This is a genomic window from Streptomyces sp. BJ20, from assembly GCF_022869105.1.
GTDB classification, from domain to species: domain Bacteria; phylum Actinomycetota; class Actinomycetes; order Streptomycetales; family Streptomycetaceae; genus Streptomyces; species Streptomyces griseoincarnatus.
The window spans coordinates 885,277-911,013 of the sequence record NZ_CP094918.1; the positions used below are offsets into that span (position 1 = coordinate 885,277).

26 protein-coding genes and 1 pseudogene are annotated in these 25,737 nt (G+C 71.8%); 14 read left to right on the forward strand and 13 right to left on the reverse strand.

What is annotated here, in order from left to right:
• Positions 1-236: 236 nt before the first annotated feature.
• The 7 genes from MTR79_RS04195 to MTR79_RS04225 all read left to right on the forward strand — a co-directional run bounded on the left by MTR79_RS04195 (position 237) and on the right by MTR79_RS04225 (position 7,908).
• Complete coding sequence (locus MTR79_RS04195) at positions 237-1,286, forward strand: BMP family ABC transporter substrate-binding protein (RefSeq protein WP_048455964.1); 1,050 nt, start codon at positions 237-239, stop codon at positions 1,284-1,286.
• A gap of 198 nt (positions 1,287-1,484) precedes the next feature.
• Positions 1,485-3,065 (forward strand): ABC transporter ATP-binding protein, encoded by a 1,581-nt coding sequence (locus tag MTR79_RS04200; RefSeq protein ID WP_086701516.1) that lies wholly within the window; start codon positions 1,485-1,487, stop codon positions 3,063-3,065.
• The gene (locus MTR79_RS04205) at positions 3,065-4,186 is read left to right on the forward strand and encodes an ABC transporter permease (RefSeq protein ID WP_048455962.1); all 1,122 of its coding nucleotides are present in this window, start codon (positions 3,065-3,067) and stop codon (positions 4,184-4,186) included. Before MTR79_RS04200 ends, MTR79_RS04205 begins: the two co-directional genes overlap by 1 nt.
• Positions 4,183-5,457, forward strand: coding sequence for an ABC transporter permease (locus tag MTR79_RS04210; protein ID WP_244789210.1), 1,275 nt, complete (start codon positions 4,183-4,185; stop codon positions 5,455-5,457). Before MTR79_RS04205 ends, MTR79_RS04210 begins: the two co-directional genes overlap by 4 nt.
• Positions 5,454-5,855: a cytidine deaminase gene (locus MTR79_RS04215; protein ID WP_078894992.1), complete on the forward strand. Its 402-nt coding sequence runs from the start codon at positions 5,454-5,456 to the stop codon at positions 5,853-5,855. The genes MTR79_RS04210 and MTR79_RS04215 overlap by 4 nt, the downstream gene beginning before the upstream one ends.
• A gap of 92 nt (positions 5,856-5,947) precedes the next feature.
• Entirely contained in the window at positions 5,948-7,228 is a 1,281-nt protein-coding gene (locus MTR79_RS04220) for a thymidine phosphorylase (RefSeq protein WP_086701520.1), read from the forward strand.
• A gap of 95 nt (positions 7,229-7,323) precedes the next feature.
• Positions 7,324-7,908 carry a Uma2 family endonuclease gene (locus MTR79_RS04225; protein ID WP_244789211.1) on the forward strand — a complete coding sequence of 195 codons (585 nt, stop codon included), beginning with the start codon at positions 7,324-7,326 and terminating at the stop codon, positions 7,906-7,908.
• Here the strand turns inward: MTR79_RS04225 and MTR79_RS04230 are convergent, their stop codons facing one another.
• The gene (locus MTR79_RS04230; protein WP_244789212.1) at positions 7,909-8,829 is read right to left on the reverse strand and encodes an AEC family transporter; all 921 of its coding nucleotides are present in this window, start codon (positions 8,827-8,829) and stop codon (positions 7,909-7,911) included.
• 135 nt (positions 8,830-8,964) lie between these two features.
• Between MTR79_RS04230 and MTR79_RS04235 the strand changes: the two are divergent.
• A pseudogene (locus tag MTR79_RS04235) lies at positions 8,965-9,207 on the forward strand (hypothetical protein); the annotation flags it as partial.
• Between the two features lie 21 nt (positions 9,208-9,228).
• Here the strand turns inward: MTR79_RS04235 and MTR79_RS04240 are convergent.
• A complete protein-coding gene (locus MTR79_RS04240; protein WP_048455958.1) occupies positions 9,229-10,251 on the reverse strand; it encodes a sigma-70 family RNA polymerase sigma factor in 1,023 nt (340 codons plus the stop codon).
• Between the two features lie 152 nt (positions 10,252-10,403).
• Complete coding sequence (locus MTR79_RS04245) at positions 10,404-11,687, reverse strand: MFS transporter (protein WP_244789213.1); 1,284 nt, start codon at positions 11,685-11,687, stop codon at positions 10,404-10,406.
• A 63-nt stretch (positions 11,688-11,750) separates the two neighbouring features.
• On the opposite strand from MTR79_RS04245, the gene MTR79_RS04250 reads away from it, so the two are divergent.
• Complete coding sequence (locus MTR79_RS04250) at positions 11,751-12,713, forward strand: LysR family transcriptional regulator (protein ID WP_086701528.1); 963 nt, start codon at positions 11,751-11,753, stop codon at positions 12,711-12,713.
• Positions 12,714-12,723: 10 nt separating this feature from the next.
• Here MTR79_RS04250 and MTR79_RS04255 read toward each other — a convergent pair whose 3' ends face one another.
• Positions 12,724-13,482, reverse strand: a complete 759-nt coding sequence (locus MTR79_RS04255) for an alpha/beta hydrolase (RefSeq protein WP_244789214.1) — start codon at positions 13,480-13,482, stop codon at positions 12,724-12,726.
• A gap of 113 nt (positions 13,483-13,595) precedes the next feature.
• Between MTR79_RS04255 and MTR79_RS04260 the strand changes: the two genes are divergently transcribed.
• A complete protein-coding gene (locus MTR79_RS04260; RefSeq protein ID WP_244789215.1) occupies positions 13,596-14,753 on the forward strand; it encodes an adenosine deaminase in 1,158 nt (385 codons plus the stop codon).
• Positions 14,754-14,891: 138 nt separating this feature from the next.
• On the forward strand, positions 14,892-15,242 hold the full coding sequence (locus MTR79_RS04265; RefSeq protein ID WP_048455953.1) for a hypothetical protein: 351 nt from the start codon (positions 14,892-14,894) through the stop codon (positions 15,240-15,242).
• A gap of 172 nt (positions 15,243-15,414) precedes the next feature.
• Here the strand turns inward: MTR79_RS04265 and MTR79_RS04270 are convergent, their stop codons facing one another.
• The 5 genes from MTR79_RS04270 to afsQ1 form a co-directional block, all read right to left on the reverse strand.
• On the reverse strand, positions 15,415-15,615 hold the full coding sequence (locus MTR79_RS04270; RefSeq protein ID WP_048455952.1) for a PspC domain-containing protein: 201 nt from the start codon (positions 15,613-15,615) through the stop codon (positions 15,415-15,417).
• A gap of 58 nt (positions 15,616-15,673) precedes the next feature.
• Positions 15,674-16,258, reverse strand: coding sequence for a VanZ family protein (locus MTR79_RS04275; protein ID WP_189366828.1), 585 nt, complete (start codon positions 16,256-16,258; stop codon positions 15,674-15,676).
• Positions 16,259-16,364: 106 nt separating this feature from the next.
• Positions 16,365-16,991, reverse strand: coding sequence for a hypothetical protein (locus MTR79_RS04280; protein ID WP_048455951.1), 627 nt, complete (start codon positions 16,989-16,991; stop codon positions 16,365-16,367).
• A complete protein-coding gene (locus tag MTR79_RS04285) occupies positions 16,991-18,592 on the reverse strand; it encodes a HAMP domain-containing sensor histidine kinase (protein WP_189366829.1) in 1,602 nt (533 codons plus the stop codon). Before MTR79_RS04285 ends, MTR79_RS04280 begins: the two co-directional genes overlap by 1 nt.
• Entirely contained in the window at positions 18,589-19,266 is a 678-nt protein-coding gene (gene afsQ1 / locus MTR79_RS04290; protein ID WP_033272295.1) for a two-component system response regulator AfsQ1, read from the reverse strand. The genes MTR79_RS04285 and afsQ1 overlap by 4 nt, the downstream gene beginning before the upstream one ends.
• A gap of 242 nt (positions 19,267-19,508) precedes the next feature.
• Here afsQ1 and MTR79_RS04295 point away from each other — a divergent pair, with 242 nt between their 5' ends.
• Together MTR79_RS04295 and MTR79_RS04300 are read left to right on the forward strand one after the other, a co-directional pair.
• Positions 19,509-20,246: a SigE family RNA polymerase sigma factor gene (locus tag MTR79_RS04295; protein ID WP_048455949.1), complete on the forward strand. Its 738-nt coding sequence runs from the start codon at positions 19,509-19,511 to the stop codon at positions 20,244-20,246.
• A 252-nt stretch (positions 20,247-20,498) separates the two neighbouring features.
• A complete protein-coding gene (locus tag MTR79_RS04300; RefSeq protein ID WP_086704642.1) occupies positions 20,499-21,122 on the forward strand; it encodes a DUF6518 family protein in 624 nt (207 codons plus the stop codon).
• A gap of 22 nt (positions 21,123-21,144) precedes the next feature.
• Here the strand turns inward: MTR79_RS04300 and MTR79_RS04305 are convergent, their stop codons facing one another.
• Complete coding sequence (locus MTR79_RS04305) at positions 21,145-21,849, reverse strand: uridine kinase (RefSeq protein WP_086704640.1); 705 nt, start codon at positions 21,847-21,849, stop codon at positions 21,145-21,147.
• 59 nt (positions 21,850-21,908) lie between these two features.
• Between MTR79_RS04305 and MTR79_RS04310 the strand changes: the two genes are divergently transcribed.
• Positions 21,909-22,247 (forward strand): hypothetical protein, encoded by a 339-nt coding sequence (locus tag MTR79_RS04310; RefSeq protein ID WP_048455946.1) that lies wholly within the window; start codon positions 21,909-21,911, stop codon positions 22,245-22,247.
• Between the two features lie 86 nt (positions 22,248-22,333).
• Here MTR79_RS04310 and MTR79_RS04315 read toward each other — a convergent pair whose 3' ends face one another.
• The 3 genes from MTR79_RS04315 to deoC are packed head-to-tail and all read right to left on the reverse strand — an operon-like array spanning position 22,334 to position 25,636.
• Positions 22,334-23,248: an aldehyde dehydrogenase family protein gene (locus tag MTR79_RS04315; protein WP_086704637.1), complete on the reverse strand. Its 915-nt coding sequence runs from the start codon at positions 23,246-23,248 to the stop codon at positions 22,334-22,336.
• On the reverse strand, positions 23,241-24,677 hold the full coding sequence (locus MTR79_RS04320) for an aldehyde dehydrogenase family protein (protein ID WP_086704636.1): 1,437 nt from the start codon (positions 24,675-24,677) through the stop codon (positions 23,241-23,243). The genes MTR79_RS04315 and MTR79_RS04320 overlap by 8 nt, the downstream gene beginning before the upstream one ends.
• Positions 24,678-24,682: 5 nt before the next feature.
• The gene (gene deoC / locus MTR79_RS04325) at positions 24,683-25,636 is read right to left on the reverse strand and encodes a deoxyribose-phosphate aldolase (protein WP_048455943.1); all 954 of its coding nucleotides are present in this window, start codon (positions 25,634-25,636) and stop codon (positions 24,683-24,685) included.
• Positions 25,637-25,737 lie beyond the last annotated feature (101 nt).

Consider the following 25,737-nt stretch of genomic DNA (forward strand, 5'->3'; position numbering starts at 1 on the left):
GTCCCCCGGACAGGCCGTCCGCACGCGGCCCGGGAGGGCTCCGGCGTTCACCCACCGCCACCTTCCGTTCGCGAACAGCAACGCCTCGTCCCGGCAGGCGGAACCGGCTTGAACACGGGCGCATAACAAGGTGGACAGAAGGGGTTTTCAGGCAGGTCTACGCGCGTTAATCTGCGGCGAAGCCAGCGCCGTACTCCGTACCGTTCCCGGCGCTTGTAAGACTAGGAGCACCACACATGCGCCGGATTTCCCGGATCACGGTCGCAGGCGCAGCGACCGCCTCCCTGGCCCTCGCCCTCTCCGCCTGCGGCGGCACCTCGACCTCCTCGGGCTCCTCGGAGTCGAAGGAGGGCAAGGGCCTCGCCATCGCGTACGACGTCGGCGGCAAGGGCGACCAGTCCTTCAACGACGCCGCGTACGCGGGTCTGGAGAAGGCCAAGAAGGAGTTCGGCTACGAGACGGCCGACGTCGAGCCCACCGACGGTGAGACCGACGCCGACAAGGAGCAGCGTCTCGCCTCGCTGGCGAAGCAGGGCTACAACCCGGTCGTCGGCGTCGGCTACGCCTACGCGTCCGCCGTGAAGGCCGCCGCGGAGAAGTTCCCCGACACCACCTTCGGCATCGTCGACGACGCCACCGTCGAGGCGAAGAACGTCGCCGACCTGGTGTTCTCCGAGGAGCAGGCCTCCTACCTGGCCGGTGTCGCCGCCGCCAAGAGCACCAAGACCGACGTCGTCGGCTTCGTGGGCGGTGTGGACATCCCGCTGATCCACAAGTTCCGCGCCGGCTTCGAGCAGGGCGTCAAGGACACCGACCCCAAGGTCAAGGTCATCTCCCAGTTCCTCACGCAGACCGCGGAGGAGGGCGGCTTCTCCAGCCCCGACAAGGGCAAGAGCGCCGCCGAGGGCCAGATCGAGAAGAAGGCCGACGTGGTCTACGCGGCCGCCGGTCTGTCCGGTCAGGGCGTCATCGAGGCCGCCGCCGCCAACAAGGTGTGGGCGATCGGTGTCGACTCCGACCAGTACAAGCAGGAAGCCCTCGCCAAGTACAAGGACTCGATCCTGACCTCGGCGATGAAGGACGTCGCCAAGGCGGTCTACAACCTGGCGAAGTCGGTCGAGGACGGCAAGCCCGCGACCGGTATCGTCAAGGGCGATCTCAAGACGGGTGAGGTGAGCCTGTCGAACTCCAACCCGAAGTTCGCGGACGACGCCGAGCTCCAGAAAGCCATCGAGACGGCCAAGGAGAAGATCATCAGCGGCGAGATCGAGGTCAAGTCGAGCTGAGTCACACCCTGAACCACCGCGGGGTCGCGACCGCTCGACGGGGTGCGAGGAGCCTGGCTCCTCGCACCCCGTCGGTCAGGTGTGCCACCCCTTTGTATGCCGAAGGGGCGCTACGCGCGTAGACGGCCCCCGTCCCCAGGAGAGTGCGTCATCAACGCGTCCAGCAGCCCTCCGACCGGAGCGGCGGTCCACAAGACGGTGACCGCCGTGGAGCTCGCCGGGATCACCAAGCGCTTCCCCGGTGTCGTCGCCAACCACGACATCCACCTGACCGTCCGCAAGGGCACCGTCCACGCTCTCGTCGGCGAGAACGGCGCCGGCAAGTCGACCCTGATGAAGATCCTCTACGGCATGCAGAAGCCGGACGAGGGCACCATCACGGTCCACGGTGAGCAGGTGAACTTCTCCTCGCCCGCCGACGCCATCGCGCGCGGCATCGGCATGGTGCACCAGCACTTCATGCTGGCCGACAACCTCACCGTCCTCGAGAACGTCGTCCTCGGCAGCGAGAAGCTCCACGGCATCGGCGGCAAGGCCCGCCGCCGCATCAAGGAGCTGTCCGAGCGCTACGGCCTGGACGTGCGCCCCGACCTCCTGGTCGAGGAACTGGGCGTCGCCGCCCGCCAGCGCGTGGAGATCCTCAAGGTCCTCTACCGCGGCGCCACCACCCTGATCCTCGACGAGCCGACCGCCGTGCTCGTCCCGCAGGAGGTCGACGCGCTCTTCGACAACCTGCGCGAGCTCAAGGCCGAGGGCCTGTCCGTCATCTTCATCTCCCACAAGCTGGGCGAGGTGCTGTCCGTCGCCGACGACATCACCGTGATCCGCCGCGGCACCACGGTCGGCACCGCCGTGCCCTCCGAGACCACCCCGCGCCAGCTGGCCGAGCTGATGGTCGGCAGCGAGCTGCCCACCCCGGAGACGGCCGAGTCCACGGTCACCGACCGGCCCGTCATCACCGTCGACAAGCTGCGCCTGGCCGCCCCCGGCGGCAAGGCCCTCCTCGACGACATCTCCTTCACCATCCACGAGGGCGAGATCCTGGGCATCGCCGGCGTGGAGGGCAACGGCCAGACCGAACTGGTCGACGCGCTCATCGGCCTGCGCCACGCCGACTCCGGCGTCATCCGGCTGGCCGACGAGGAGATCACCGCCTGGCCCACCCGCAAGCGCCGCGAGGAGGGCATCGGCTACATCCCCGAGGACCGCCACCGCCACGGCCTGCTGCTGGAGGCGCCCCTCTGGGAGAACCGCATCCTCGGCCACGTCACCGAGAAGCCCAACGCCAAGGGCATCTGGCTGGACCCGAAGGCCGCCCAGGAGGACACCCGCCGCATCGTCACCACCTACGACGTCCGCACCCCCGGCATCGACGTCACCGCGGCCTCCCTGTCCGGCGGCAACCAGCAGAAGCTGATCGTCGGCCGCGAGATGAGCCACAAGCCGCGCTTCCTGATCGCCGCCCACCCCACCCGCGGTGTGGACGTCGGCGCGCAGGCCGCGATCTGGGACCACATCCGCGAGGCCCGCCGCGAGGGCCTGGCCGTGCTGCTGATCTCCGCCGACCTGGACGAGCTGATCGGCCTGTCCGACACCCTCCGCGTGATCTACGACGGCAAGCTGGTCGCCGACGCCGACCCGGCCACCATCACCCCGGAGGAACTCGGCACCGCCATGACCGGCGCCGCCGAGGGCCACCTCGAACACGAAGAGACCCCTGCCGAGACCCAGGCCGACGTGTCCAAGTCCGCCGAGTCTCCGGAAGACGAGGCCCGCTGATGAAGAAGTTCGACAAGGAGCGCGTGCTCCTCGCGGTGGCCGGCCCGGTCATCGCGCTCGCCGTGGCCTTCGTGCTGAGCGCGATCGTCCTGGTCGCCTCCGGCAAGAACCCCGTCGAGCCGTTCGCCCTCATGTTCGAGCAGGCCGGGTACGCGGACGTCCAGGTGCTGATCATCAACCAGGCCTCGATGTACTACATCGCGGCCCTGGCGGTGGCCATCGGCTTCCGGATGAACCTGTTCAACATCGGCGTCGACGGCCAGTACCAGCTCGGCGCGATGATGGCCGCCATCGTCGGCGCGCACGCCAACCTGCCGGCGTTCCTCCAGGTGCCGCTGCTGCTGCTGACCGCCGTCTTCACCGGCGCCTTCTGGGCCGGCATCGCCGGCTTCCTCAAGGTCACCCGCGGCGTCAGCGAGGTCGTCGCCACGATCATGCTCAACGCGATCGCCACCTCGCTGATCGTCTACATGTGGAAGCCGGACGTCTTCGGCGTCAAGATCGGCAACAACAGCACCACCGGCGAGATGTACGAGTCCGGCTGGATCCCGGGCATCGACCTAGGCGCGGCCGGCGAGATCTACGGCCTGGTCATCCTCGCCGTGCTCCTCGGCATCGGCTACTGGCTCACCCTCAACCGCACCCGCTTCGGCTTCGACCTGCGCGCCTCCGGCGCGTCCAGCTCCGCCGCGGCCGCCAGCGGCGTCGACCCCAAGCGCATGGTCCTCACCGCCATGCTGCTCTCCGGCGCCATCGCCGGCCTCGCGGGCCTGCCGATCCTGCTCGGCGACTCCCACACGTACAACCTGAACTTCCCCACCGGCATCGGCTTCCTCGGCATCGGCATCGCCCTGCTCGGCCGCAACAGCCCGGTCGGGATCGTCTTCGCCGCCCTGCTGTGGGCCTGGCTCGACAAGGCGTCGCCCGAGCTGGACTTCCACGGCTACGACAAGGAGATCGCGGTCATCATGCAGGGCCTGATCGTCCTCTCGGTGGTCGTCTCCTACGAGGCCGTCCGCGAGTGGGGCCTGCGCCGCCAGCAGCGCCGGGTCGGCGCGGAGCTCGCCGCCGGCCACGTCCTCGGCGCCAACAACACCACGAAGGAGGTGGCCGGCCGATGACCGCTCCGACCACAGCGACCGACGTCAACCAGCCGTCGCTGGAGCACGCCCCGCAGACCGGCCGCCGCCTGTCGCTGCCCGTCCTGATGCTGGTCATCGCCGGAGCCCTGGCGCTGACCTCGATCGTGCGCCTGATCACCGGCGCCGACGGCATCACCAACGTCAGCCAGATGTCCACCGCCCTCCAGCTCGCCGTGCCGATCGGCCTCGCCGGCCTCGGCGGCCTGTGGGCCGAGCGCGCGGGCGTGGTGAACATCGGCCTCGAGGGCATGATGATCCTCGGCACCTGGTTCGGCGCCTGGGCCGGATTCCAGTGGGGCCCGTGGACCGGCGTCCTCGTCGGCCTGATCGGCGGCTGCCTCGGCGGCCTGCTGCACGCCATCGTGACCATCACGTTCAACGTCAACCACATCGTCTCCGGTGTGGCGATCAACATCCTCGCCCTCGGCGCCACCCGCTACCTGGCACCCCTCGCCTTCGAGGGCCACCAGGGCGGCTCCGCCAAGCAGTCCCCGGCGGTCGAGTCCCTCGGCCACTTCACCGTGCCAGGACTGTCCGACTGGCTGACCGACCTCAACGCCAAGGGCTGGTTCTTCGTCTCCGACATCGCCGGCCTGCTCGGCGGCCTGGTCACCGACGTCTCCTGGCTGACCCTGATCGCCATCGCGCTGATCCCCGCCACCTGGTGGATCCTGTGGCGCACCCCGTTCGGTCTGCGGCTGCGCTCCTGCGGCGAGAACCCGGTGGCCGCCGAGTCCCTCGGCGTCAACGTCTACAAGTACAAGTACCTCGCCGTGATCATCTCCGGCGGACTGGCCGGCCTCGGCGGCGTCTTCCTCTCCATCGTGGCCAACCCCTTCTACCTGGAGGGCCAGACCAGCGGACGCGGCTACATCGGCCTCGCCGCGATGATCTTCGGCAACTGGATGCCGGGCGGTCTCGCCATCGGCGCCGGCCTCTTCGGCTACACCGACAGCCTCAACCTGCGCGGCGGCTCCACCAACGTGCACGCCCTGCTGCTGCTCGGCGCGCTGCTGCTGATCATCGGCGCCGTCTGGCTGGCGATCCGCAAGAAGTACGTCCAGGCGGCCGTCACCCTGGTCGTCGGCGCCCTCGTCTTCGCCTGGTACGCCGGCACCAACGAGGTCCCGAGCCAGGTCGTCGCCGCCACGCCGTACGTCGTCACCCTGGTCGTCCTCGCCCTCTCCGCCCAGCGGCTGCGCATGCCGAAGGCGAACGGCATGCCGTACCGGAAGGGACAGGGCAAGTGACCGCGGCCGCCGACGTCGACTGGGAGGCGCTGCGCGCGGCGGCGCGGGACGCCATGTCCTACGCCTACGCCCCCTACTCGGGGTACCCGGTCGGCGTCGCGGCCCGGGTCGACGACGGACGCACGGTCACCGGCTGCAACGTCGAGAACGCGTCGTACGGACTGGGCCTGTGCGCCGAGTGCGGACTGGTCTCGGAGCTGCAGCGCACCGGGGGCGGCCGGCTCACGCACTTCACGTGCGTGGACGGCGGCGGCGAGATCCTCGTCCCGTGCGGCCGCTGCCGTCAGCTGCTGTACGAGTTCGGCGGGCCCGGACTGCTGCTGGAGACGCCCGAGGGCATCCTGCCCCTGTCCGAGATGCTGCCCCAGGCCTTCGGCCCCCAGCACCTCACCAAGTAACTCCCGTGCGGCCCCTCCCGACGACGCCCGGCAACCCGGACGGCGTCGAGCGGAGGGGCCGTGCTCTTCGCACCCCGGAAGGAACGCCAGCCATGGCCATGGACGTCATCTCCGTCATCCGCACGAAGCGGGACCGCGGCGAACTCACCGACGAGCAGATCGACTGGGTCATCGACGCGTACACCCGCGGGGAGGTGGCCGACGAGCAGATGTCGGCCCTCGCCATGGCGATCCTGCTCAACGGCATGAACCGCCGGGAGATCGCCCGCTGGACCGCCGCGATGATCGCCTCCGGCGAGCGCATGGACTTCTCGTCCCTGTCCCGCCCCACCGCCGACAAGCACTCCACCGGCGGCGTCGGCGACAAGATCACCCTGCCGCTCGCGCCGCTGGTCGCCGCCTGCGGTGCGGCCGTCCCGCAGCTGTCCGGCCGCGGCCTCGGCCACACCGGCGGCACCCTCGACAAGCTGGAGTCCGTCCCCGGCTGGCGCGCCCTCCTCTCCAACGAGGAGATGCTGTCCGTGCTGGACACCACCGGCGCGGTGATCTGCGCGGCCGGCGACGGCCTCGCCCCGGCCGACAAGAAGCTGTACGCGCTGCGCGACGTCACCGGCACGGTCGAGGCGATCCCGCTGATCGCGTCCTCGATCATGTCGAAGAAGATCGCCGAGGGCACCGGCTCGCTGGTCCTGGACGTGAAGGTCGGCTCCGGCGCCTTCATGAAGACGATCGAGGACGCCCGCGAGCTGGCCTCCACCATGGTGGGGCTCGGCACGGACCACGGCGTGAAGACGGTCGCCCTGCTCACCGACATGTCCACCCCCCTCGGCCTCACGGCGGGCAACGCCCTGGAGGTCCGCGAGTCGGTCGAGGTCCTGGCGGGCGGCGGCCCCGCGGACGTCGTCGAGCTGACGATCGCGCTGGCCCGCGAGATGCTGGACGCGGCCGGCATCCGCGACGCCGACCCGGCGAAGGCCCTCGCCGACGGCTCCGCGATGGACGTCTGGCGCCGCATGGTCGCCGCACAGGGTGGCGACCCGGACGCGCAGCTCCCGGTCGCCCGCGAGCAGCACGTGGTGAAGGCCCCGTCCTCGGGCGTCCTCACCCGCCTGGACGCCTACGACATCGGCGTCGCCGCCTGGCGCCTCGGCGCGGGCCGCGCCCGCAAGGAGGACCCGGTGCAGGCGGGCGCGGGCGTCGAGATGCACGCCAAGCCCGGCGACGAGGTCACCGAGGGCCAGCCCCTCCTCACCCTCCACACGGACACCCCGGACCGCTTCGAGTACGCGCTGCAGTCCCTGGAGGGGGCCTTCGACATCGGCTCCAGCACGGACTTCACCGCCACGCCGGTGGTCCTGGAACGCATCGCCTGACCAGCGCTTTCTCCTTTCGGGTGAACGGGACCGGTGGACCCCCGCCGGTCCCGTTCGTCATGCTGTACTCGGCGACGTACCGATAGGAGACCGCCGTGAGCGCACTCACCGTGAGCCAGGACCCCGAGCAGAGCTGGGACGACCTCGTCCGGTTCTGGGAGGAGATGGAGTGGCCCGAGGGCAGCAAGGTGGAGATCATCGAGGGGATCGTCACCGTGTCACCCGCTCCCGCGTATCGCCACAATCTGATCGCTGAGAGTATTCAGCGGCGCCTGTACTCAGTGATCCCGCGGGACTGGGGAATCTTTCAGACACTGGCGATCGCAGTCCCGTCGCGCCTGGGCATGCTCATCCCGGACCTTGTAGCCGCTCCCAGGCGGGACCACACCGAGTCCGAGACCCACATCCCGGCCGGCCTGGCCGAACTGGTCGTCGAGGTCACCTCGAAGTCCAATGCCCGCCATGACCGCGTCAGCAAGCCCGCCGCCTACGCGGCCGCCGGCATCCCTCTCTACCTGCTGGTCGACGCCTGGGCCCCCGGCGGTCCGACCGTGACGCTCTACGGGGAACCGAAGGACGACGTCTACCGGCCGCTGAGGTCCGCGAAGTTCGGCGAGCCGATCGCGCTTCCCGCCCCCTTCGACCTCGTCATCGACACGGCCGAGTTCCCCGGGGCCTGATCACCCCAGCACCGCCGCCACTGCCACCAGGACGGGGACCGAGAGCGCCGTCGAGATCAGGATGGACTCGCGGGCCAGGCGTTCGCCGACGCCGTAGCTGCTCGCGTAGGTGAAGAGGTTCTGGGCGGCCGGGAGGGCCGAGGTCACCACCACGTCGAGCAGGTGCGCCCCGCGCAGGCCGAACACGCCCACCGCCAGCGCCCAGGCGGCCAGCGGCTGGCCCACCGCCTTCAGGCCCACGGCCAGCAGCACCGCGCCCCGGTCGCCGCTGCGCAGCGGCAGAGTACTGCCCCGCAGCGAGATGCCGAAGGCGAGCAGCACCGCCGGGACCGCCATGTTGCCGATGAGCTGCACCGGGTCCCACACCGGGCCGGGGATCCGCACCCCCGCCGCCGACACCGCCACCCCCGCCAGCGACCCCAGCGCGACCGGGTTGCGCAAGGGGGTGAGCAGCCGCCGCCACAGGGGCTGCGTCCCGCCCGCCGTCGACAGGTCCAGGATGGTCAGCGCGACCGGCGTGACCCCGACCAGCTGGAACAGCAGCACCGGCGCCACCAGCGAGGCGCCCCCCAGCACGTACACGGCGATCGGGATGCCCAGGTTGCCGGAGTTGACGTAGCTGGAGCACAGGGCGCCGATGGTGGTGCGGCCCACGCCCCAGCCGCGCGCCACGCCCACCGCGACGAAGACGCCCGCAACCGCCGCCGTGCTCAACGCGGTGACCAGCAGCCGGCCGGAGAAGACCACCGAGAGATCCGCGCGGGCGAGCGTGGTGAACAGCAGCGCCGGGGACGCCACATGGAACGCCAGCTTGGTCAGCACCTCGCTGCCCTGTGCCCCGAGATTTCCCCGCCGTCCGATGACGTAGCCGACGCCGATGACGACGGCGATCACCAGGAAGCCGCTCAGCACCCCCTGCACGGCGGCTCCCCGTGACGGCCGAGGGCACGGGACACCAGGCGGGACGGTGATCTGTGGCGCATACAGGCAACCCTCCGGCGAGGGCCGCGCCCGGGTCAATGTGATCCTCGGCGCCGGGCGACGGGACGCCGCCCGATGAGTTACGGGCGCCCGGCCGGTCTACCGCTCGTGGACGCCACGACACCGCCCGTACTCGTGATCAGCGGCCCCCTCACCCCGGGAGAGGTGAGCGGGCCGTGCGAGGCGCTGCGCGCCCTGCTGGACGGCGGAGGGCGCGGCCGTGTCGTGGTGTGCGACGTCGCCGGGCTGGGACCACCGGGCCTGGACGCCGTGAACCTGCTGGCCCGGCTCCAGCTCACCGCCCGCCGGGCCGGCGGGCGGATACGGCTGCGCGACCCCTCACCCGCGCTGTGCGCCCTGCTCGACCTCGTCGGTCTCCGCTTCGAGACGGAGGGGCAGCCCGAACAGCGGGAACCACCGCTGCGTGTCCAGGAAGCAGTGGAACCCGGTGATCCGGCCGTCTGAGATCTCCAGCGCCTGGACCGCCCACGGCGTGTACCCGCCGTTGTCCGGGTCGGGCTTGTACTGCGCGAACCCGGGCAGGCCGTTGACCTCGACGGGCACCAGCTTCGAGTGCGCGCAGGCGGCGCCCAGCGTCGTCATGAAGCCCGTGATGTCGTCGGCGCCGGTCAGCCACAGGTCGAACGGCGGCATCGTCATGACGGCGTCCTCGTGCAGCAGGGCGGTCAGCGCCGACATGTCGTACCCCTCGAAGGCGGCCACGTACCGGTCGAGGAGCTTCTTCTGGTCCTCGTCCAGCGGGTCGGAGACCGACGCGTCGGCGCCCGGCTCCCGCCGCTCGGCGAGCGTCGCCCGGGCCCGCTGCAGCGCGCTGTTGACCGACGCGACGGACGTGTCCAGCAGCTCGGCGACCTCGCTCGCCTTCCACGCCAGCACCTCGCGCAGGATCAGCACCGCGCGCTGCTTCGCGGGCAGCCGCTGCAGCGCCGCCATGAACGCCAGCCGTACGGACTCCTTGGCGACCGCGGCCTCCGCCGGGTCGGCGGGGGTGGGCAGCACCCGGTCGTCGGGCATCGGCTCCAGCCAGGTGTGGTCCGGGCGGGGGGACAGGGCGGCCTGCGCGAGCGGCGTGGATTCCGTGAGGTCCATCGGACGCGCGCGCTTGTTGCCCGCGGACAGCATGTCCAGGCAGACGTTCGTCGCGATGCGGTAGAGCCAGGAGCGGAGGCTGGAGCGCCCCTCGAACTTGTCGAGGCTGCGCCAGGCACGGATCATCGTGTCCTGCACCGCGTCCTCGGCCTCGAAGGACGAACCGAGCATCCGGTAGCAGTACCCGGTGAGCTCCACCCGGTACCGCTCCAGCGTGGCGTCCAGGTCCGTCGTCGCCGTGCCGTTCGTCATCGTCCACCCACCCCAAGCGGCCTCATGGCGGCGCGCCGTCGCGCCCACCACCTCGGAAGCTACCGCAGCCCACTGACAACGGCCCCCCGAGTGGACGAATCCGCAGGTGAAGGGTGGTGCGGACCGGTCGGGCGCGCGCCCCGCCCCGGCCGTCAGGCGGGGGCGCCCTCCCCGGCCCGGGCCGCCGCCCGGGTCCCGGCCAGGGTGATCGCCGCGACGCCCGTCACGGCCACCAGACCGACCGCCACCGTCCCGGACCAGCCGCCCGCGTGGAAGGCCAGCGCGCCCGCCGCGCTGCCCGCGCTCGACCCGATGTAGTACGCGGACTGGTACAGCGCGGCTGCCTGCGCCCGGCCCTCCGTCGCGGTCCTGCCCACCGCCGACGAGGCCACCGCGTGCCCCGCGAAGAACCCGGCCGTGATCAGCACCAGACCCAGCAGCACCAGCGGCAGCGTGTCCGCCAGCGACAGCAGCAGCCCGGCCGCGGTGGTGGCGCCTCCCGCGTACAGGGCTCCCCGGCGGCCCAGCCGGCCCACCAGCCGTCCGGCCGCGGACGCCGACACCGTGCCCACCAGGTACACCAGGAACACCGACCCGGCGACGCCCTGCGGCAGCGAGAACGGCTCCTCGGTCAGCCGGTACCCGATGACCGTGTACACGCCCCCGAACACCGTCATGAACAGCGCGCCGATCGCGAACAGCCGCCGCAGCAGCGGGTTCCCGACGTGCCGGCGGACGGCGCCGGCCAGCACGCGGGGTGCGAGCGACCCCGCCTTGAAGTGCCGCGGCGCGGGCAGCAGCAGCCGGAACGCCACCGCGCACGCCACCGCGACCAGCCCGATCACACCGACGGCTGCCCGCCAGCCCCACTCCTGCGCCACCCAGCCGGTGATCACCCGGCCGCTCATCCCGCCGACGCTGTTGCCGGCCACGAACAGCCCGATCGCCGTCACCAGCGCCCTCGGCGTGACCTCCTCCGCGAGGTACGCCGTCGCCGAGGCGGGCAGCCCGGCCAGCGCCGCGCCCTGCAGCGCCCGCAGCGCCACCAGCGCCCCGAGCGACGGGGCGAACGGCACCAGCAGCCCGAGGGTCACCGCGACGGCCAGCGACGCGGTCATGACCGTACGCCGCCCGAACCGCTCGGACAGGGCGCTCATCGGCAGCACGAACAGCGCCAGACCGCCGGTCGCCGCCGACACGGTCCAGCTCGCGTCGCTCGCGCTGACCGCGAGGTCGGAGGAGACCAGCGGCAGAAGGGCCTGCGTGGAGTAGAGGAGCGCGAAGGTCGCGACACCCGCGAGGAACAGGGCGAGACTCATCCGGCGGTAACCGGGACCGCCCGGGGACATCCGGGTCTCGACGGCGGGCGGCGGGGCGGAGGGAACGGATGCGACGGCGTCCACGCGGGTGGACGCCCCGGTACTGGCGGGAGTCATGCCTCGAACGTACGGAGGTCTCCGCTGATCCGTCCAATGCATGGAATCGTCATAATCGTTCCCATGGTGCATCAGCAGAGGTCGGACGGTCGCCTGTCACGAACCGGTGACACACGAGACAGGGAAGAGATGGCGCGCCTGCTCGCCCCGCGCCTCGCCCACTTCGCCGGGGTGGCCCGCACCGAGCACGTCACGCGGGCCGCGCAGGAGATGCAGGTGCCGCAGTCCACCCTCTCCCGCGCCCTGGTCCGCCTCGAGGAGGACCTGGGCGTCGAGCTGTTCGCCCGGCACGGCCGCACCGTCTCCCTCACCCCGGCGGGCCGCACCTTCTACGCCTCCGTCGACCGCGCCCTGGACGAGATCGGCCGCGCGGCAGAGGCGGTCCGCGCCGACGCCGACCCCGCCACCGGCAAGGTCGCCTTCGGCTTCCTGCACACCATGGGCGCCGAGACCGTCCCCGGCCTGCTGCACGCCTTCCGCGCCGACCACCCCGGCATCCGCTTCAGCCTCGTCCAGAACTACGGCGAGGCCATGCTGGAGGGGCTGCGGGGCGGCGAGCTCGACCTGTGCCTGACCTCGCCGGTGCCGTCCGCCCCGGACCTGGTGGCCCGCCGCCTCGACGAGCAGAAGCTGCGCCTCGTCGTCCCCGCCGACCACCGCCTCGCCTCCCGCCGCCGGGTCCGCCTGGCCGAGGCGTCCGACGAGACGTTCGTGACCCTGGAACCGGGCTACGGGCTGCGCCGCATCACCGACGACCTGTGCGCCGAGGCCGGCTTCGCCCCGCGCATCGCCTTCGAGGGCGAGGAGGCCGAGACACTGCGCGGTCTGGTCGCGGCGGGCCTGGGCGTCGCCCTGCTGCCTCCGCCGCCCTTCCCGCGGCCCGGCGTGGTCGAACTGACGGTGACCGCCCCCAGGGCGGCCCGGGAGATCGGCGTGGCCTGGCTCGCGGGCCGCCCGGACACCCCGCCGGTGGCGGCGTTCAAGAAGTTCCTGCTGTCGAAGCGGGGGAGACTGCTGCCCGGGTAGCGGGGCGTCCTCAGTGCCGTAACGTCGTCCCGAACCCCGCCGCCAGCGGCATCCGCAGCCCCAGCGGCGGGGGAGCCGCCAGCGCGTCCTGCACCGGGCGGGAGAAACCCCGGCCGAACAGCGCGCCCATCAAGAAGTCCTCGGCGAGCGCCAGCACTTCGTCCCGGTACTGGTTCAACCCGTGGCCGTCCGCGTGGACTTCGAAGCGGCACACCTCGCGGTTCGCCTTCTTCGCCCGGGCCGCCAGGCGGAAGGACAGCTCGGGGTCGGTGCGCGCGTCGTTCGTGCCGTGCACGATCAGCACATGGCGGCCGGCGAGCTGCTTCACCGGCTCGGCCGGGGCCGTCCCGTCCTCCTCCGGCAGCCAGGGGGCCAGCGCCACCACGGAGTTGACGGCCGCGTGGTCCGCCGCGCGCAGCGCCGCCCTGCCGCCCATGCCGAGGCCCACCAGGCAGACGGGCACGTCCCCGTAGCGCCGTACGGCCTCGTCGGCGGCCCAGGCGGCGTCGTGCGCGAGGTGCGCCTCGTCGCCGTTCCAGCCGCGGTAGCGGTAGTGGACGACATGTGTGGCCAGATGCTGGTCGTGTCCCGCGCGGGCCAGCCGGCGTCCCAGGCCCCGTACGGAGACCGCGGCCAGCGGTGACGGTCTGCGGGCGGAGGACTCCTCGCCGTTCGGGAGCAGCAACGCCACCCCGTTCACCGTGGCCGGCTCCGAGCCGAGCGTCCTCCCCAGCCGGGCCGTGCGTACCGGCGTCGCTTGCTGTGCCATGGCAGAACATTCTCAGAAGACGGGGTGGACGCGACCCGTCCGTGCGGTCACCTTTCCGTATCGGCGCTTCCGGGCGCCGGGTGATCTACGCGCGTAGGAGTTATGGTGCGGAAATGACGAGCCAGACCATCGCGAACGCCCCGACCTCGGACCAGATCCGCCGGGCGCCCAAGGTCCTGCTGCACGACCACCTCGACGGCGGACTGCGCCCCGGCACCGTCGTCGACCTGGCCCGCGGGACGGGCTACACCGACCTGCCCCACACCGACCCCGACAAGCTCGCCCTCTGGTTCCACCAGGCCGCCGACTCCGGCTCCCTGGAGCGCTATCTGGAGACCTTCACGCACACCGTCGGCGTCATGCAGACCCGTGACGCGCTGGTCCGGGTCGCCGCCGAGTGCGCCGAGGACCTCGCCGAGGACGGCGTCGTCTACGCCGAGGTGCGCTACGCGCCCGAGCAGCACCTCGAGGGCGGGCTGACGCTGGAGGAGGTCGTCGAGGCCGTCAACGAGGGGTTCCGCCTGGGTGAGCGGCGGGCCAGGGAGAACGGCCACCGCATCCGCGTCGGCGCCCTGCTCACCGCGATGCGGCACGCCGCCCGCGCCCTGGAGATCGCCGAACTCGCCAACGCCTACCGCGACCAGGGCGTCGTCGGCTTCGACATCGCGGGCGCCGAGGCCGGCCACCCGCCCACCCGGCACCTCGACGCCTTCGAGTACCTGAAGCGGGAGAACAACCACTTCACCATCCACGCCGGTGAGGCGTTCGGGCTGCCGTCCATCTGGCAGGCGCTCCAGTGGTGCGGCGCCGACCGGCTCGGGCACGGGGTGCGGATCATCGACGACATCCAGGTGCGCGACGACGGCACGGTGGAGCTCGGCAGGCTCGCCGCCTACGTCCGCGACAAGCGCATCCCGCTGGAGCTGTGCCCCAGCTCCAACCTCCAGACCGGCGCCGCCTCCTCGTACGCCGATCACCCGATCGGGCTGCTGCGGCGGCTGCACTTCCGGGCCACGGTGAACACGGACAACCGGCTGATGTCCCACACCAGCATGAGTTGCGAGTTCGAGCACCTGGTCGAGGCCTTCGGATACACGCTCGACGACATGCAGTGGTTCACCGTCAATGCGATGAAGTCCGCATTCATTCCTTTCGATGAACGGCTGGCCATGATCAATGACGTGATCAAGCCCGGATATGCAGAACTGAAATCCGAATGGCTGTTCCGTCAGACCGCTTCCACCAGCGCTTCTTCCCTCACGGAAGGCTGAAAGGGGCGTCACTGGGAAAGGTGAACGCGCAACGCTTTCACCATCCGTCCGCATTTCGATGTTTGCGGCGGACGGGGGCGCCTGATTACGGTCGCAGCACCGCTCACATCCCCGTATCCCATTTCGAGGACGCCTTTCATGAAGCAGTCTGCTGTCAAGACCCTCGGTGTCGCCGCTCTCGGTGCCGCCTTCGCCGCCGCCGGTGCGGGTGCCGCCCAGGCGGCCCCGGCCCTGCCGGACGCCGCGCCGGGGCTGGACACCGTCACCCAGGCTCTGCCGGCGGACCAGGCGGCCGGCGCGCTGCCCGGGACGGCCGAGGCGCTGACGACGGGCCAGGACGTGGCCGGCAAGGGGCTCGGCGCCGCCAAGCCGGTCGCCGGCGAGCTCGGCTCCCAGGTGCCGGGCGCCGGCCTCCTCGGCGGGCTGCCGGTGAACCAGCTGCCGACCAAGGGGCTCAACGTCAACGGCCTCCCGCTCGGCGGCCGCTGACCCTCCCGGCCGGAGACAGGCCGATGGGGCGCACCCGGAAACGGGTCGCGCCCCATCGGCGTGCTCGGAGGTCCACGGCCCCGCGCGAGGCCTCAGGGAGATGATGCCGCGCAGGGGCCGGGAGGCCGGCGTCGTACGGCGCCTCGGGGGTGAGGGCGCCGCGCGGGCCGCCCTACCAGGCCGTGCGGGCCTTGTCCTCCGAGGGCAGCAGGATCCACAGCGCCAAGTACAGCAGGAACTGCGGGCCCGGGAGCAGGCACGAGACCAGGAACACGACACGCATCGTCTTCGCGGAGGTGCCGAACCGCCGGGCCAGCCCGGCGCAGACACCGCCGATCATGCGGTCGTCGGTGGGGCGGACGAGGCTGCTCATCGCGACTCCTTCGTGAACGGTGCGAGGCATCCCGTGCGGCTGCCTCCGTACCTCCACGTTACGGAGACGAAGGGGGCAAAACGTCGCTCCACGGGGCGATCCCGACCCTGGGAATCGTCGGGGTCCGGCCCTGAGGGGCCTCCTCCCTCCGGACGGCCCCGTCCGCCGCCGGGAGGAGCGTCCGCCGGCGCAGCCAGGCGCGTCCGGCGGGCACCACGGCGGCGTGGGCGAGCGCGGCGCCCGCCGTGTTCAGCAGCAGCGAGTCGACGTCCACCACCTGGCCCGGCACCGCGGTCTGCAGCAGTTCCACGGCCAGCGACACCAGGGCGGTCGCGGCCATGGTGCGGACCAGCGAACCCAGCCGGGACACCGCCTGCCGGCCCCCCGCCATCGGCAGCAGCACTCCCAGCGGCGCGAGCAGCGCCATCGACTCCCCGGTGCGCCGCAGCCCCGTCGCCCAGCCCAGCGCGAAGTCGGCGCGGATCCCGTCCAGCGGCCGCAGATTGGCGGGCATCACCCACGGGACGTCCAGGGGGCGCAGCGTGTACCAGGCGACGAACGCCAGATGCGCGGCCAGGAGGACGCCTCCGGTCACACGGATACGGGATGCGGCGGTGCCGCCGATGAAGCCTTGACGCTGCACGCTCCCCAAGACGCGGCGCGCGCCTCGGCCGGTTCCGGGATGTCACCCGTTCAACCGCTGAGGCGTGCACCACACTGTGGCGCCGCCCCCGCGGGCGACCGCAGGGTCAGCTTCCGGTGGCCTCGGTGGAGGGCGGCTTCCCGGCCGCCGGACGGGCCCGTACGTCGTCGGTGCAGCGGTAGCGGCGCGGTGTCGCGTCGTCGGGGCCGCCCAGGATCACCGAGCCGTTGCCCTCGGCCGCCGCCGAGTCGGAGAAGGTGCACACGATCTGGGCGAGCGCCGTCGCGGACAGCTCGGCGGGCGGAGTGCTCAGCCGCAGCGTGTCCTCCGGGTCGCCGGCCCGCGGTCCGGTCACGGTCGTCCCCTGCCGCACCCGCGTGGTGTAGCCGGCCTCCCGCTCGGGCTCCGTCGGCTCCCGCGTCAGCTCGTCCATCAGGCCCTGCGCGACCAGCACCCGGCGCGCGTCCGTCGCCCCGTCGGCCACCCGCACCGCCCGGTCCACGGCCACCAGCGACGGCCCGCACACCAGGAACACCTGCACCGGCAGCCCGCGCTCGCCCTGTCCGGCCCCCTCGGGCTCGCCCAGCGAGCAGCGCACCCGGGAGGGCGCGGGACCGAAGTCGGTCGGCACCTCGGTCGCACGGATACCGCACCCGGACAGCAGCGCGCCCAGCGCCACGACCCCGGCGAGGGCCGGCAGGGCGGCCCGGTGTCGTCCGTGTCGTCCGTTCATCAGGCGTCCCCCTCGGCGCCCTCGTCCCCGGCGTCGCCGGACTTCTCCCCGGACTCCGCGGCGGACACGTCCCGCGGCAGCCGCAGGGTGAACACGGCGCCGCCCTCGGGGGAGTTGGCCGCCGTGATCTCACCGCCGTGGATGTGCGCGTTCTCCAGCGCGATGGACAGGCCCAGACCGCTGCCCTCGGAGCGCGGACGGGAGGCGCTGGCCTTGTAGAAGCGGTCGAAGACGTGCGGCAGGACCTCCTCCGGGATGCCCGGACCGTGGTCCCGCACCTGGATGACGACCGAGCCGCCCGACGCGTCCCCGTCGTCGCCGGGCTCCTCCCGCACCGAGACCCGCACCGGCGAGCCGCCGTGCTTGAGGGCGTTGCCGATGAGGTTGGCGAGGATGACGTCCAGGCGGCGCGGGTCGATCCGGGCGTGGATGCCGCGCGCGGCGTCCAGCTCCACCGCGTCCAGCCAGGCGCGCGCGTCGATGCAGGCGGTGATCTGGTCGGCGACGTCGACGTCGTCGAGGACCAGACGGGCGGTGCCCGCGTCGAAGCGGGTGACCTCCATCAGGTTCTCCACCAGGTCGTTCAGCCGCCGGGTCTCGCTCACCACCAGCCGGACCGCGGGCTGGATCATCGGGTCGATACCGCCGCCCTCGAACTCCAGCTCCTCCTCGAGGACTTCCGTCACGGCGGTGATCGCGGTCAGCGGCGTGCGCAGCTCGTGGCTCATGTCCGCGACGAACCGGCGGGACGCCTCGTCCCGCGCCGCCATGTCCGCGACCCGCTTCTCCAGCGCCTCGGCGGCCTTGTTGAACGTCCGGGACAGATCAGCCAGTTCGTCGGTGCCCGACACCCTCAGCCGGGTGTCCAGCTTCCCCTCCCCGAGCCGCCGCGCCGCGGTCCCCAGCCGCTGCACCGGCTTCAGCACGGTCGTCGCGGCGGCGTGCGCGAGGAGGGCGGAACCTATCAGCGCCAGCCCGGTGGCGATCCCCAGCGACCAGGCCAGCGAGCTCAGGTCCTTCGCCTCGGGCTCCAGCGACTTCAGCATGTAGCCGGTGGTGCCGCCGCCGATCAGCTCGGTCCCCGCCACCAGGTACGGGGTGTCGTCCTCGACGATCCGCTGCCAGTACAGGTGATGCGGGTACTTGTTGTTCGACGTGACCTTCTGCCGCTCGGTCACCGCCTCGCGCAGCGACTCCGGCACGTCCCCCAGCGAGAAGCCGTTCAGGCCGCCCGAGCTGCCGTACACCGTCTGTCCCGCGGGGTTCTCGGCGACGAGCAGCACCGTGAAGCGCTGGCTGCTGTTGGCCATCTGGCCCGCCGTGCGCTGCAGTTCGTCCTGCGTGGGGTGCTCGGGCAGCGCGCCCGCGCGGTTCTGCATCTCCTGCTCGAAGGCGCGCAGCACCGCGTCCTGCGTACGCGTCAGCACCGACTCGCGGTTCAGCCAGTACGCGATCCCGGACGCGGACACGGCGGCCGTCAGCGCGACCAGGCCGAACACGACGACCAGCCGCAGGCGCAGGCTCGTGAAGCGCAGCCGCGACCAGACTCCCTTGCGCGCCGCGGACCAGCCGCGGCCTCCCCCTTGGTGTTCCTGTGTCACTGAGGCGGATCCAGCCGGTAGCCGACACCGCGGACGGTACGGATCAGCGTCGGGGACGACGGCACGTCCTCGACCTTGGCGCGCAGCCGCTGGACGCAGGCGTCCACCAGCCGGGAGTCGCCCAGATAGTCGTGCTCCCACACCAGCCGCAGCAGTTGCTGACGGGAGAGCGCCTGTCCGGGCCGCCGGCTCAGCTCGAGGAGCAGCCGCAGCTCCGTCGGCGTGAGCTGGAGGTCCTCGCCGTTCTTCGTCACCGTCATCGCCGAACGGTCGATGACCAGGCTGCCGAAGGTCGCCGAGTCGCTCGACTCGCGTTCCCCGCGCCGCAGCACCGCGCGGATCCGGGCGTCCAGCACCCGGCCCTGCACGGGCTTGACCACGTAGTCGTCGGCGCCGGACTCCAGGCCGACCACGACGTCGATGTCGTCGCTGCGCGCGGTGAGCAGGATGATCGGCAGCTGGTCCGTGCGCCGGATGCGACGGCACACCTCGAAGCCGTCGATGCCGGGCAGCATCACGTCCAGCACGATCAAGTCCGGCCGCTGCTCACGCAGCAGCTTCAGACCGTCCTCACCACTGGCAGCGGTCGCCACGCGGTGACCCTGGCGCGTCAGTGAGAGCTCCAGGGCCGTGCGGATGGCGTCGTCGTCCTCGATCAGCAACAGGGAAGGCACGCGCTCATTCTGGCCCATGGAGGGCTTCCTGTTCGACCCGTGCGCGGCGGGTGCCCCTTGGGCCCGGATACGTGCCGCTTCGCACCCGCCGAGCTGTGGAGGAAGTGTGCGGTCACGGTGACCGACCCCTGTGACACGTCTGTGACAGTCGGCGGACACGGCCATGAAAGTGGCGCGGCAAGCTTTTCGGCACAGCACAACCGCAGGCGAGAGCACCGGAAGTCCACGACGGGGGGCGCGAGATGAACACGCTGCACGGCACCAGCACCAGCGCAGTTGTCACGCGTCTGCACGACGTGCACCGGGGTTCCGAGAAGTCCGGCGCCGCGGGCATGCGGGGGTGCGCTCGCGGCGCCGGGCGTCAGCACACCGCCATCATGACGGTGGTTGACGCGTCCACGGGGGACACCGACGGGGGAAGCGCCTACAGGGAGGGACCGGGGGAGCGCCGCTCGGTGAGCGAGGCGGAGTTCACCGCCTACGTCCAGGAGCGCCGCGCCTCCCTGTACGCCACCGCCTACCACCTGACCGGCGACCGCTTCGAGGCCGAGGACCTGCTGCAGAGCGCGCTGTTCTCGACCTACCGGGCCTGGGACCGGATCAGTGACAAGGCGGCGGTCGGCGGATACCTCCGCCGCACCATGACCAACCTGCACATCAGCGCGTGGCGCCGCCGCAAGCTGAACGAGTACCCGACCGAGGAGCTGCCGGAGACGGCCGGCGACACGGACGCGATGCGCGGCACCGAGCTGCGCGCGGTCCTGTGGCAGGCGCTGGCCCGGCTGCCCGAACTCCAGCGCACCATGCTGGTCCTGCGCTACTACGAGGGCCGCACGGACCCGGAGATCGCGGACATCCTCAACATCAGTGTCGGCACGGTGAAGTCCAGCATCTGGCGGTCGCTCCGCCGGCTGCGCGAGGACGAGGTCCTCAGCTTCGGCCGTGACGAGGAGAACGCCTTCGGGGAGCTCGTCGCCTGAGGGTTCGGGGGACACGGGGGAGAACCGGGGGGACCGCCAGGACGTCGGGGGACGTCCGCGCGGTGAACGGGGATCGGGGGATCCGGGGGAACACAGCGGGGGGAGCACGGGGGAACAAGGAGGGGGAGCACCACAGGGGGGTGCGGAAACAGCGGGACTGCGCGGGGCCGGGGGGCCCGTCACGCGGTCCCGCTTTTTCGTTCACCATCCCACTACACACTCTGTGTATACGTCGTGTGTATAGTGCGATCCATGACGACCCTGACCGCGCCCCGCCGGGGCACACCCGCCGTCACGCTCGCCGCCGTGACGGCCTTCGGGCTGCTCCTCGGCTGGGCGACGTACACCTTCCACGGCACGACGCCGCTGCTGGAGCGGGCCACCAACTCGGTGTCCACCTGGATCGTCTGGACCGCCCTGGCCGGGGCGCTCGTCCGCACACGGTGGCTCGCCGTCTGGAGCGGCGGCCTGATGATGCTCGCCACCTGCGCCGGCTACTACCTGACCGCCGGGGTCGGCGACACGCTGGGCACCGCCGTCGTCTGGTCTGCGGCCGGACTCGCGGGCGGGCCGCTGCTCGGCTGGGGCGGCTGGACCGTACGGCACGGGCAGGGCGACGCGCGGGCGGCGGCGGGCGCGGCCGTGACGATGGTGGTGCTGGGCGAGGGTCTCTGGCTGGGCCTGACACTCCACTACTGGGGCGAGGCCGCCGTGTACCTCGCCGTTGGCGCGCTCCTCACCGCCGGCCTGAGCTGGTACCTCGCGCACGCCGGGGTGCGCCGGTGGTGGCTGTGCGCCGTGCTCGCGCCCCTGTTCGCCGGGGCGTTCTACCTCGCCGAGTTCTTCGTCCTGGACCGGCTGATCGGCGCGTTCTGACGGCTGGCACGGCCCTCGGAACTCACGGCGTGCCCGTCGGCGCCGGCCGTCCGGCGACCGCCGCCGCGGCCAGACGGGTCAGCGCCTCCTCGCGGTCGCAGGCGTACGCGCCCAGCGCCGTCTGACGGGTGATGATCGACCGCTCCAGACGCATCAGCCGCCAGCCGCGCCGCAGCAGGAACGGCACCGACTTGCGGCCCTCCTTCAGATCCCGCAGGAACCGGCGCCGGAAGGTCCGCACCGGACCGCGGCTCAGGCACAGCGCGTCGGCCAGCAGGCCCAGTTCGCGGCAGCGCTCGACGATCTCCGCCGCGAAGATGCCCTCGGCGATGAACAGCGGCGTCCCGCCGATGTCCACGGTCGTCTCACCGGTACGGGCGCTCAACGAGATGTCGTACACCGGGACCTGCGCCGTGCGCGTCCTGCACAGCCGCTCGATCGCGGCGACCGCGGTGTCCGCGTCCCACGAGGCGGGGTCGTCCCAGTCGATGTCGGAGGTGCCCGCCACCAGCGGCAGCGTCGGGTCGTCGCCCTCCTTGTAGAAGTCGTCCAGGCGCAGCACCGGAAGGCCGGAGCGGGCCGAGACGAGGGACTTGCCGGAGCCGGAAGGGCCGCAGAGCAGCACGACTCGCGCGGATATGGGCGACTGGGAACTCACAGGACACCAGTGTGAGGCATCGCGCGGGTGGCGTACGACCCGGCGGCCCGACTTTGAAGCGCGCCTCACATCTCAACTACGCTGCGCGTCTGACCGTTGACCCTGCGAAGCCAAGAGGTGGCACAGCGATGGCCCGACACAAGGCACCCAGGACGCCCGTCGTCCGGCGCTCCATGGCCGTACTGGCGACGGCGGGAGCGGCGCTCGGCGTCGCGGCCGCAGGAGCGTCCGCCGCGGAGGCACAGGTGCTGCCCGACGACGCCGGCCAGGTCGTCGGGACGGTCGCGGACCTCAAGCCGAACCCGCTCGCCGGCACGGGTGTGGACCCGCTCGACAACGGCGTCGCCACGCAGGTCGCCGACTTCCGGGGGCTGGACTCCCGCGAGGTGACCGGCCCGGTCGCCCAGGCGGAGTCGGTGGGCGGCATCCCGGTGGCGGGGCGGGCGACGGACGCCCTGCGGGGCTGACGGGCGCGTACGACACGACGGAGCGCCGTGCCCCTCCCGGACGGAGCCAGGGGCACGGCGCTCCCGCTGCGGGGCCTGCGTGCGGCTCAGTAGGCGGAGCCCGACGCGCCCAGCGAACCCGTGGGGTGCCAGACCGTCTTGGTCTCCAGGAAGGCCGTCATGCGGTCCGTGCCGGGCGCCGCCGACCAGTCGTCCACAGGCTGTGGACGGAGTACGCGCTTCAGGTTGTCCGCGGCCGCGACCTCCAGCTCCTTCGCCAGCACCTCGTCGGCGCCCGCGAGGTCGATCGCGTTGACGTCCTGGTGCGCGGCGAGCGGCGCGGCGATCTCCGCCGTACGGCCGGAGAGGATGTTGACCACTCCGCCGGGCAGGTCGGAGGTGGCCAGCACCTCGCCGAGCGACAGGGCGGGCAGCGGGGCCTTCTCGGACGCGATCACGACCGCCGTGTTGCCCGTCGCGACGACCGGGGCGACCACCGAGACCAGGCCGAGGAACGACGACTCCTGCGGGGCCAGCACGGCGACCACGCCGGTCGGCTCCGGCGAGGACAGGTTGAAGAACGGGCCCGCGACCGGGTTGCCGCCGCCCACCACCTGGGCGATCTTGTCGGTCCACCCGGCGTACCAGACCCAGCGGTCGATGGCCGCGTCCACCTGCGCAGCCGCCCTGGACTTCGACAGGCCCTCGGCCTCGGCGACCTCCCGGACGTACTGGTCCCGGCGGCCCTCCAGCATCTCCGCGATCCGGTACAGGATCTGGCCGCGGTTGTACGCCGTCGCGCCGGACCAGGCGCCGAACGCCTTGCGGGCCGCGACCACCGCGTCGCGGGCGTCCTTGCGGGACGACTGCGGTGCGTTGGCCAGCCACTTGCCCTTGGCGTCAGTCACCTCGTACACCCGGCCGCTCTCGGAACGCGGGAACTTACCCCCGACGTACAGCTTGTAGGTCTTGAAGACGGAGAGGCGCTCGTTCTTCTCGGTCTTCTCGTTCTTGTCAGACATCGAGGTACGCCTCCAGGCCGTGGCGGCCGCCCTCGCGGCCGAAGCCCGACTCCTTGTAACCGCCGAACGGCGAGGTCGGGTCGAACTTGTTGAACGTGTTGGACCAGATCACGCCCGCGCGCAGCTTGTTCGCCACCGCCAGGATCCGCGAGCCCTTCTCGGTCCAGATGCCCGCCGACAGGCCGTACGGCGTGTTGTTGGCCTTGGCGACCGCCTCGTCCGGCGTGCGGAACGTCAGGACGGACAGGACCGGGCCGAAGATCTCGTCACGGGCGATCGTGTGCGCCTGGGTGACGTTCGTGAACAGCGTCGGGGCGAACCAGTAGCCGTTCTCCGGCAATTCGCATGCCGGGGACCAGCGCTCGGCGCCCTCCGCCTCGCCCTGCTCGGCCAGCGCGGTGATCCGGGCCAGCTGCTCCGCGGAGTTGATGGCGCCGATGTCGGTGTTCTTGTCCAGCGGGTCGCCGAGGCGCAGCGTGGACAGCCGGCGCTTCAGGGAGTCCAGCAGCTCGTCGTGGATCGACTCCTGCACCAGCAGGCGTGAGCCCGCGCAGCAGACCTGGCCCTGGTTGAAGAAGATGCCGTTGACGATGCCCTCGACGGCCTGGTCGATCGGCGCGTCGTCGAAGACGATGTTGGCGCCCTTGCCGCCGAGCTCCAGCGTCAGCTTCTTGCGGGTGCCCGCGACCGTGCGCGCGATCTCCTTGCCGACGGCGGTCGAGCCGGTGAAGGCGACCTTGTTCACGTCCGGGTGGGCGACCAGCGCGGCTCCGGCGCGGCCGTCACCGGTGACGATGTTGACGACGCCCTTCGGCAGGCCCGCCTGGCGGCAGATGTCCGCGAAGAACAGCGCGGAGAGCGGGGTGGTCTCGGCGGGCTTCAGCACCACCGTGTTGCCGGTCGCGAGCGCCGGGGCGATCTTCCACGCCAGCATCAGCAGCGGGAAGTTCCAGGGGATGACCTGGCCGGCGACGCCGAGCGGGCGCGGGTTCGCGCCGTAACCGGCGTGCTCCAGCTTGTCGGCCCAGCCCGCGTAGTAGAAGAAGTGCGCGGCGACCAGCGGGAGGTCCGCGTCGCGGGTCTCCCTGATCGGCTTGCCGTTGTCCAGCGTCTCCAGGACGGCCAGCTCACGGCTGCGCTCCTGGATGACGCGGGCGATGCGGAAGAGGTACTTCGCGCGCTCGGAGCCCGGCAGCGCGGACCACTTCTCGAAGGCCTTGCGGGCCGCCCGCACCGCGCGGTCGACGTCCTCCTCGGACGCCTCGGCGACCTCGGACAGGACCTCCTCGGAGGAGGGGGAGACGGTCTTGAGGACCTTGCCGCCGGCCGCCTCGGTGAACTCGCCGTCGATGAAGAGGCCGTAGGACGGGGCGATGTCGACGACCGAGCGGGACTCGGGCGCCGGGGCGTAGTCGAAAACAGGTGCCATGGTGATCAGTCCACCGTCACGTAGTCGGGGCCGGAGTAGCGGCCGGTGGCCAGCTTCTGACGCTGCAGCAGCAGGTCGTTCAGCAGCGAGGAGGCGCCGAAGCGGAACCAGTGGTTGTCCAGCCAGTCCTCGCCCGCGGTCTCGTTGACCAGGACCAGGAACTTGATCGCGTCCTTGCTGGTGCGGATGCCCCCGGCCGGCTTCACACCGACCTGGATCCCGGTCTGCGCGCGGAAGTCGCGCACCGCCTCCAGCATCAGGAGGGTGTTCGCCGGGGTCGCGTTCACCGCGACCTTGCCCGTCGAGGTCTTGATGAAGTCCGCCCCGGCCAGCATGCCGAGCCAGCTCGCCCGGCGGATGTTGTCGTACGTCGACAGCTCGCCCGTCTCGAAGATGACCTTCAGGCGGGCGTCCGTCCCGCAGGCCTCCTTCACGGCGGTGATCTCGTCGTACACCTTCATGTAGTTCCCCGCGAGGAACGCGCCGCGGTCGATGACCATGTCGATCTCGTCCGCGCCGGCGGCGACGGCCTCGCGGACGTCCGCCAGCTTCACGGAGATCGGGGCGCGGCCGGCCGGGAACGCGGTGGCGACCGAGGCGACCTTGACGGTGGAGCCGGCGACGGCCTCCTTCGCCGTGGCCACCATGTCGGGATAGACGCAGACCGCGGCCGTGGCGGGCGCCGAGCGGTCGGTCGGGTCGGGGCGGACCGCCTTCGCGCCGAGCGCCCGGACCTTGCCCGGGGTGTCCGCGCCTTCCAGCGTCGTCAGGTCGACCATCGAGATGGCGAGGTCGATGGCGAACGCCTTCGCGGTCGTCTTGATCGAGCGGGTGCCGAGGGAGGCGGCACGCGCCTCCAGGCCGACCGCGTCGACGCCGGGCAGCCCGTGGAGGAAACGGCGCAGCGTGCTGTCGGACGCGGTGACGTCGCTCAGAGCATGGGGTGCAGTGGTGGGCATGGTCACCAGACGAGCATATCTACGCGCGTAGCGGCTGTACAGCCCCGAAACGGATCCGGGGCTGCGGAGTCTGGCCGGGGGCCGAGGGGGAGGGGGCGGGA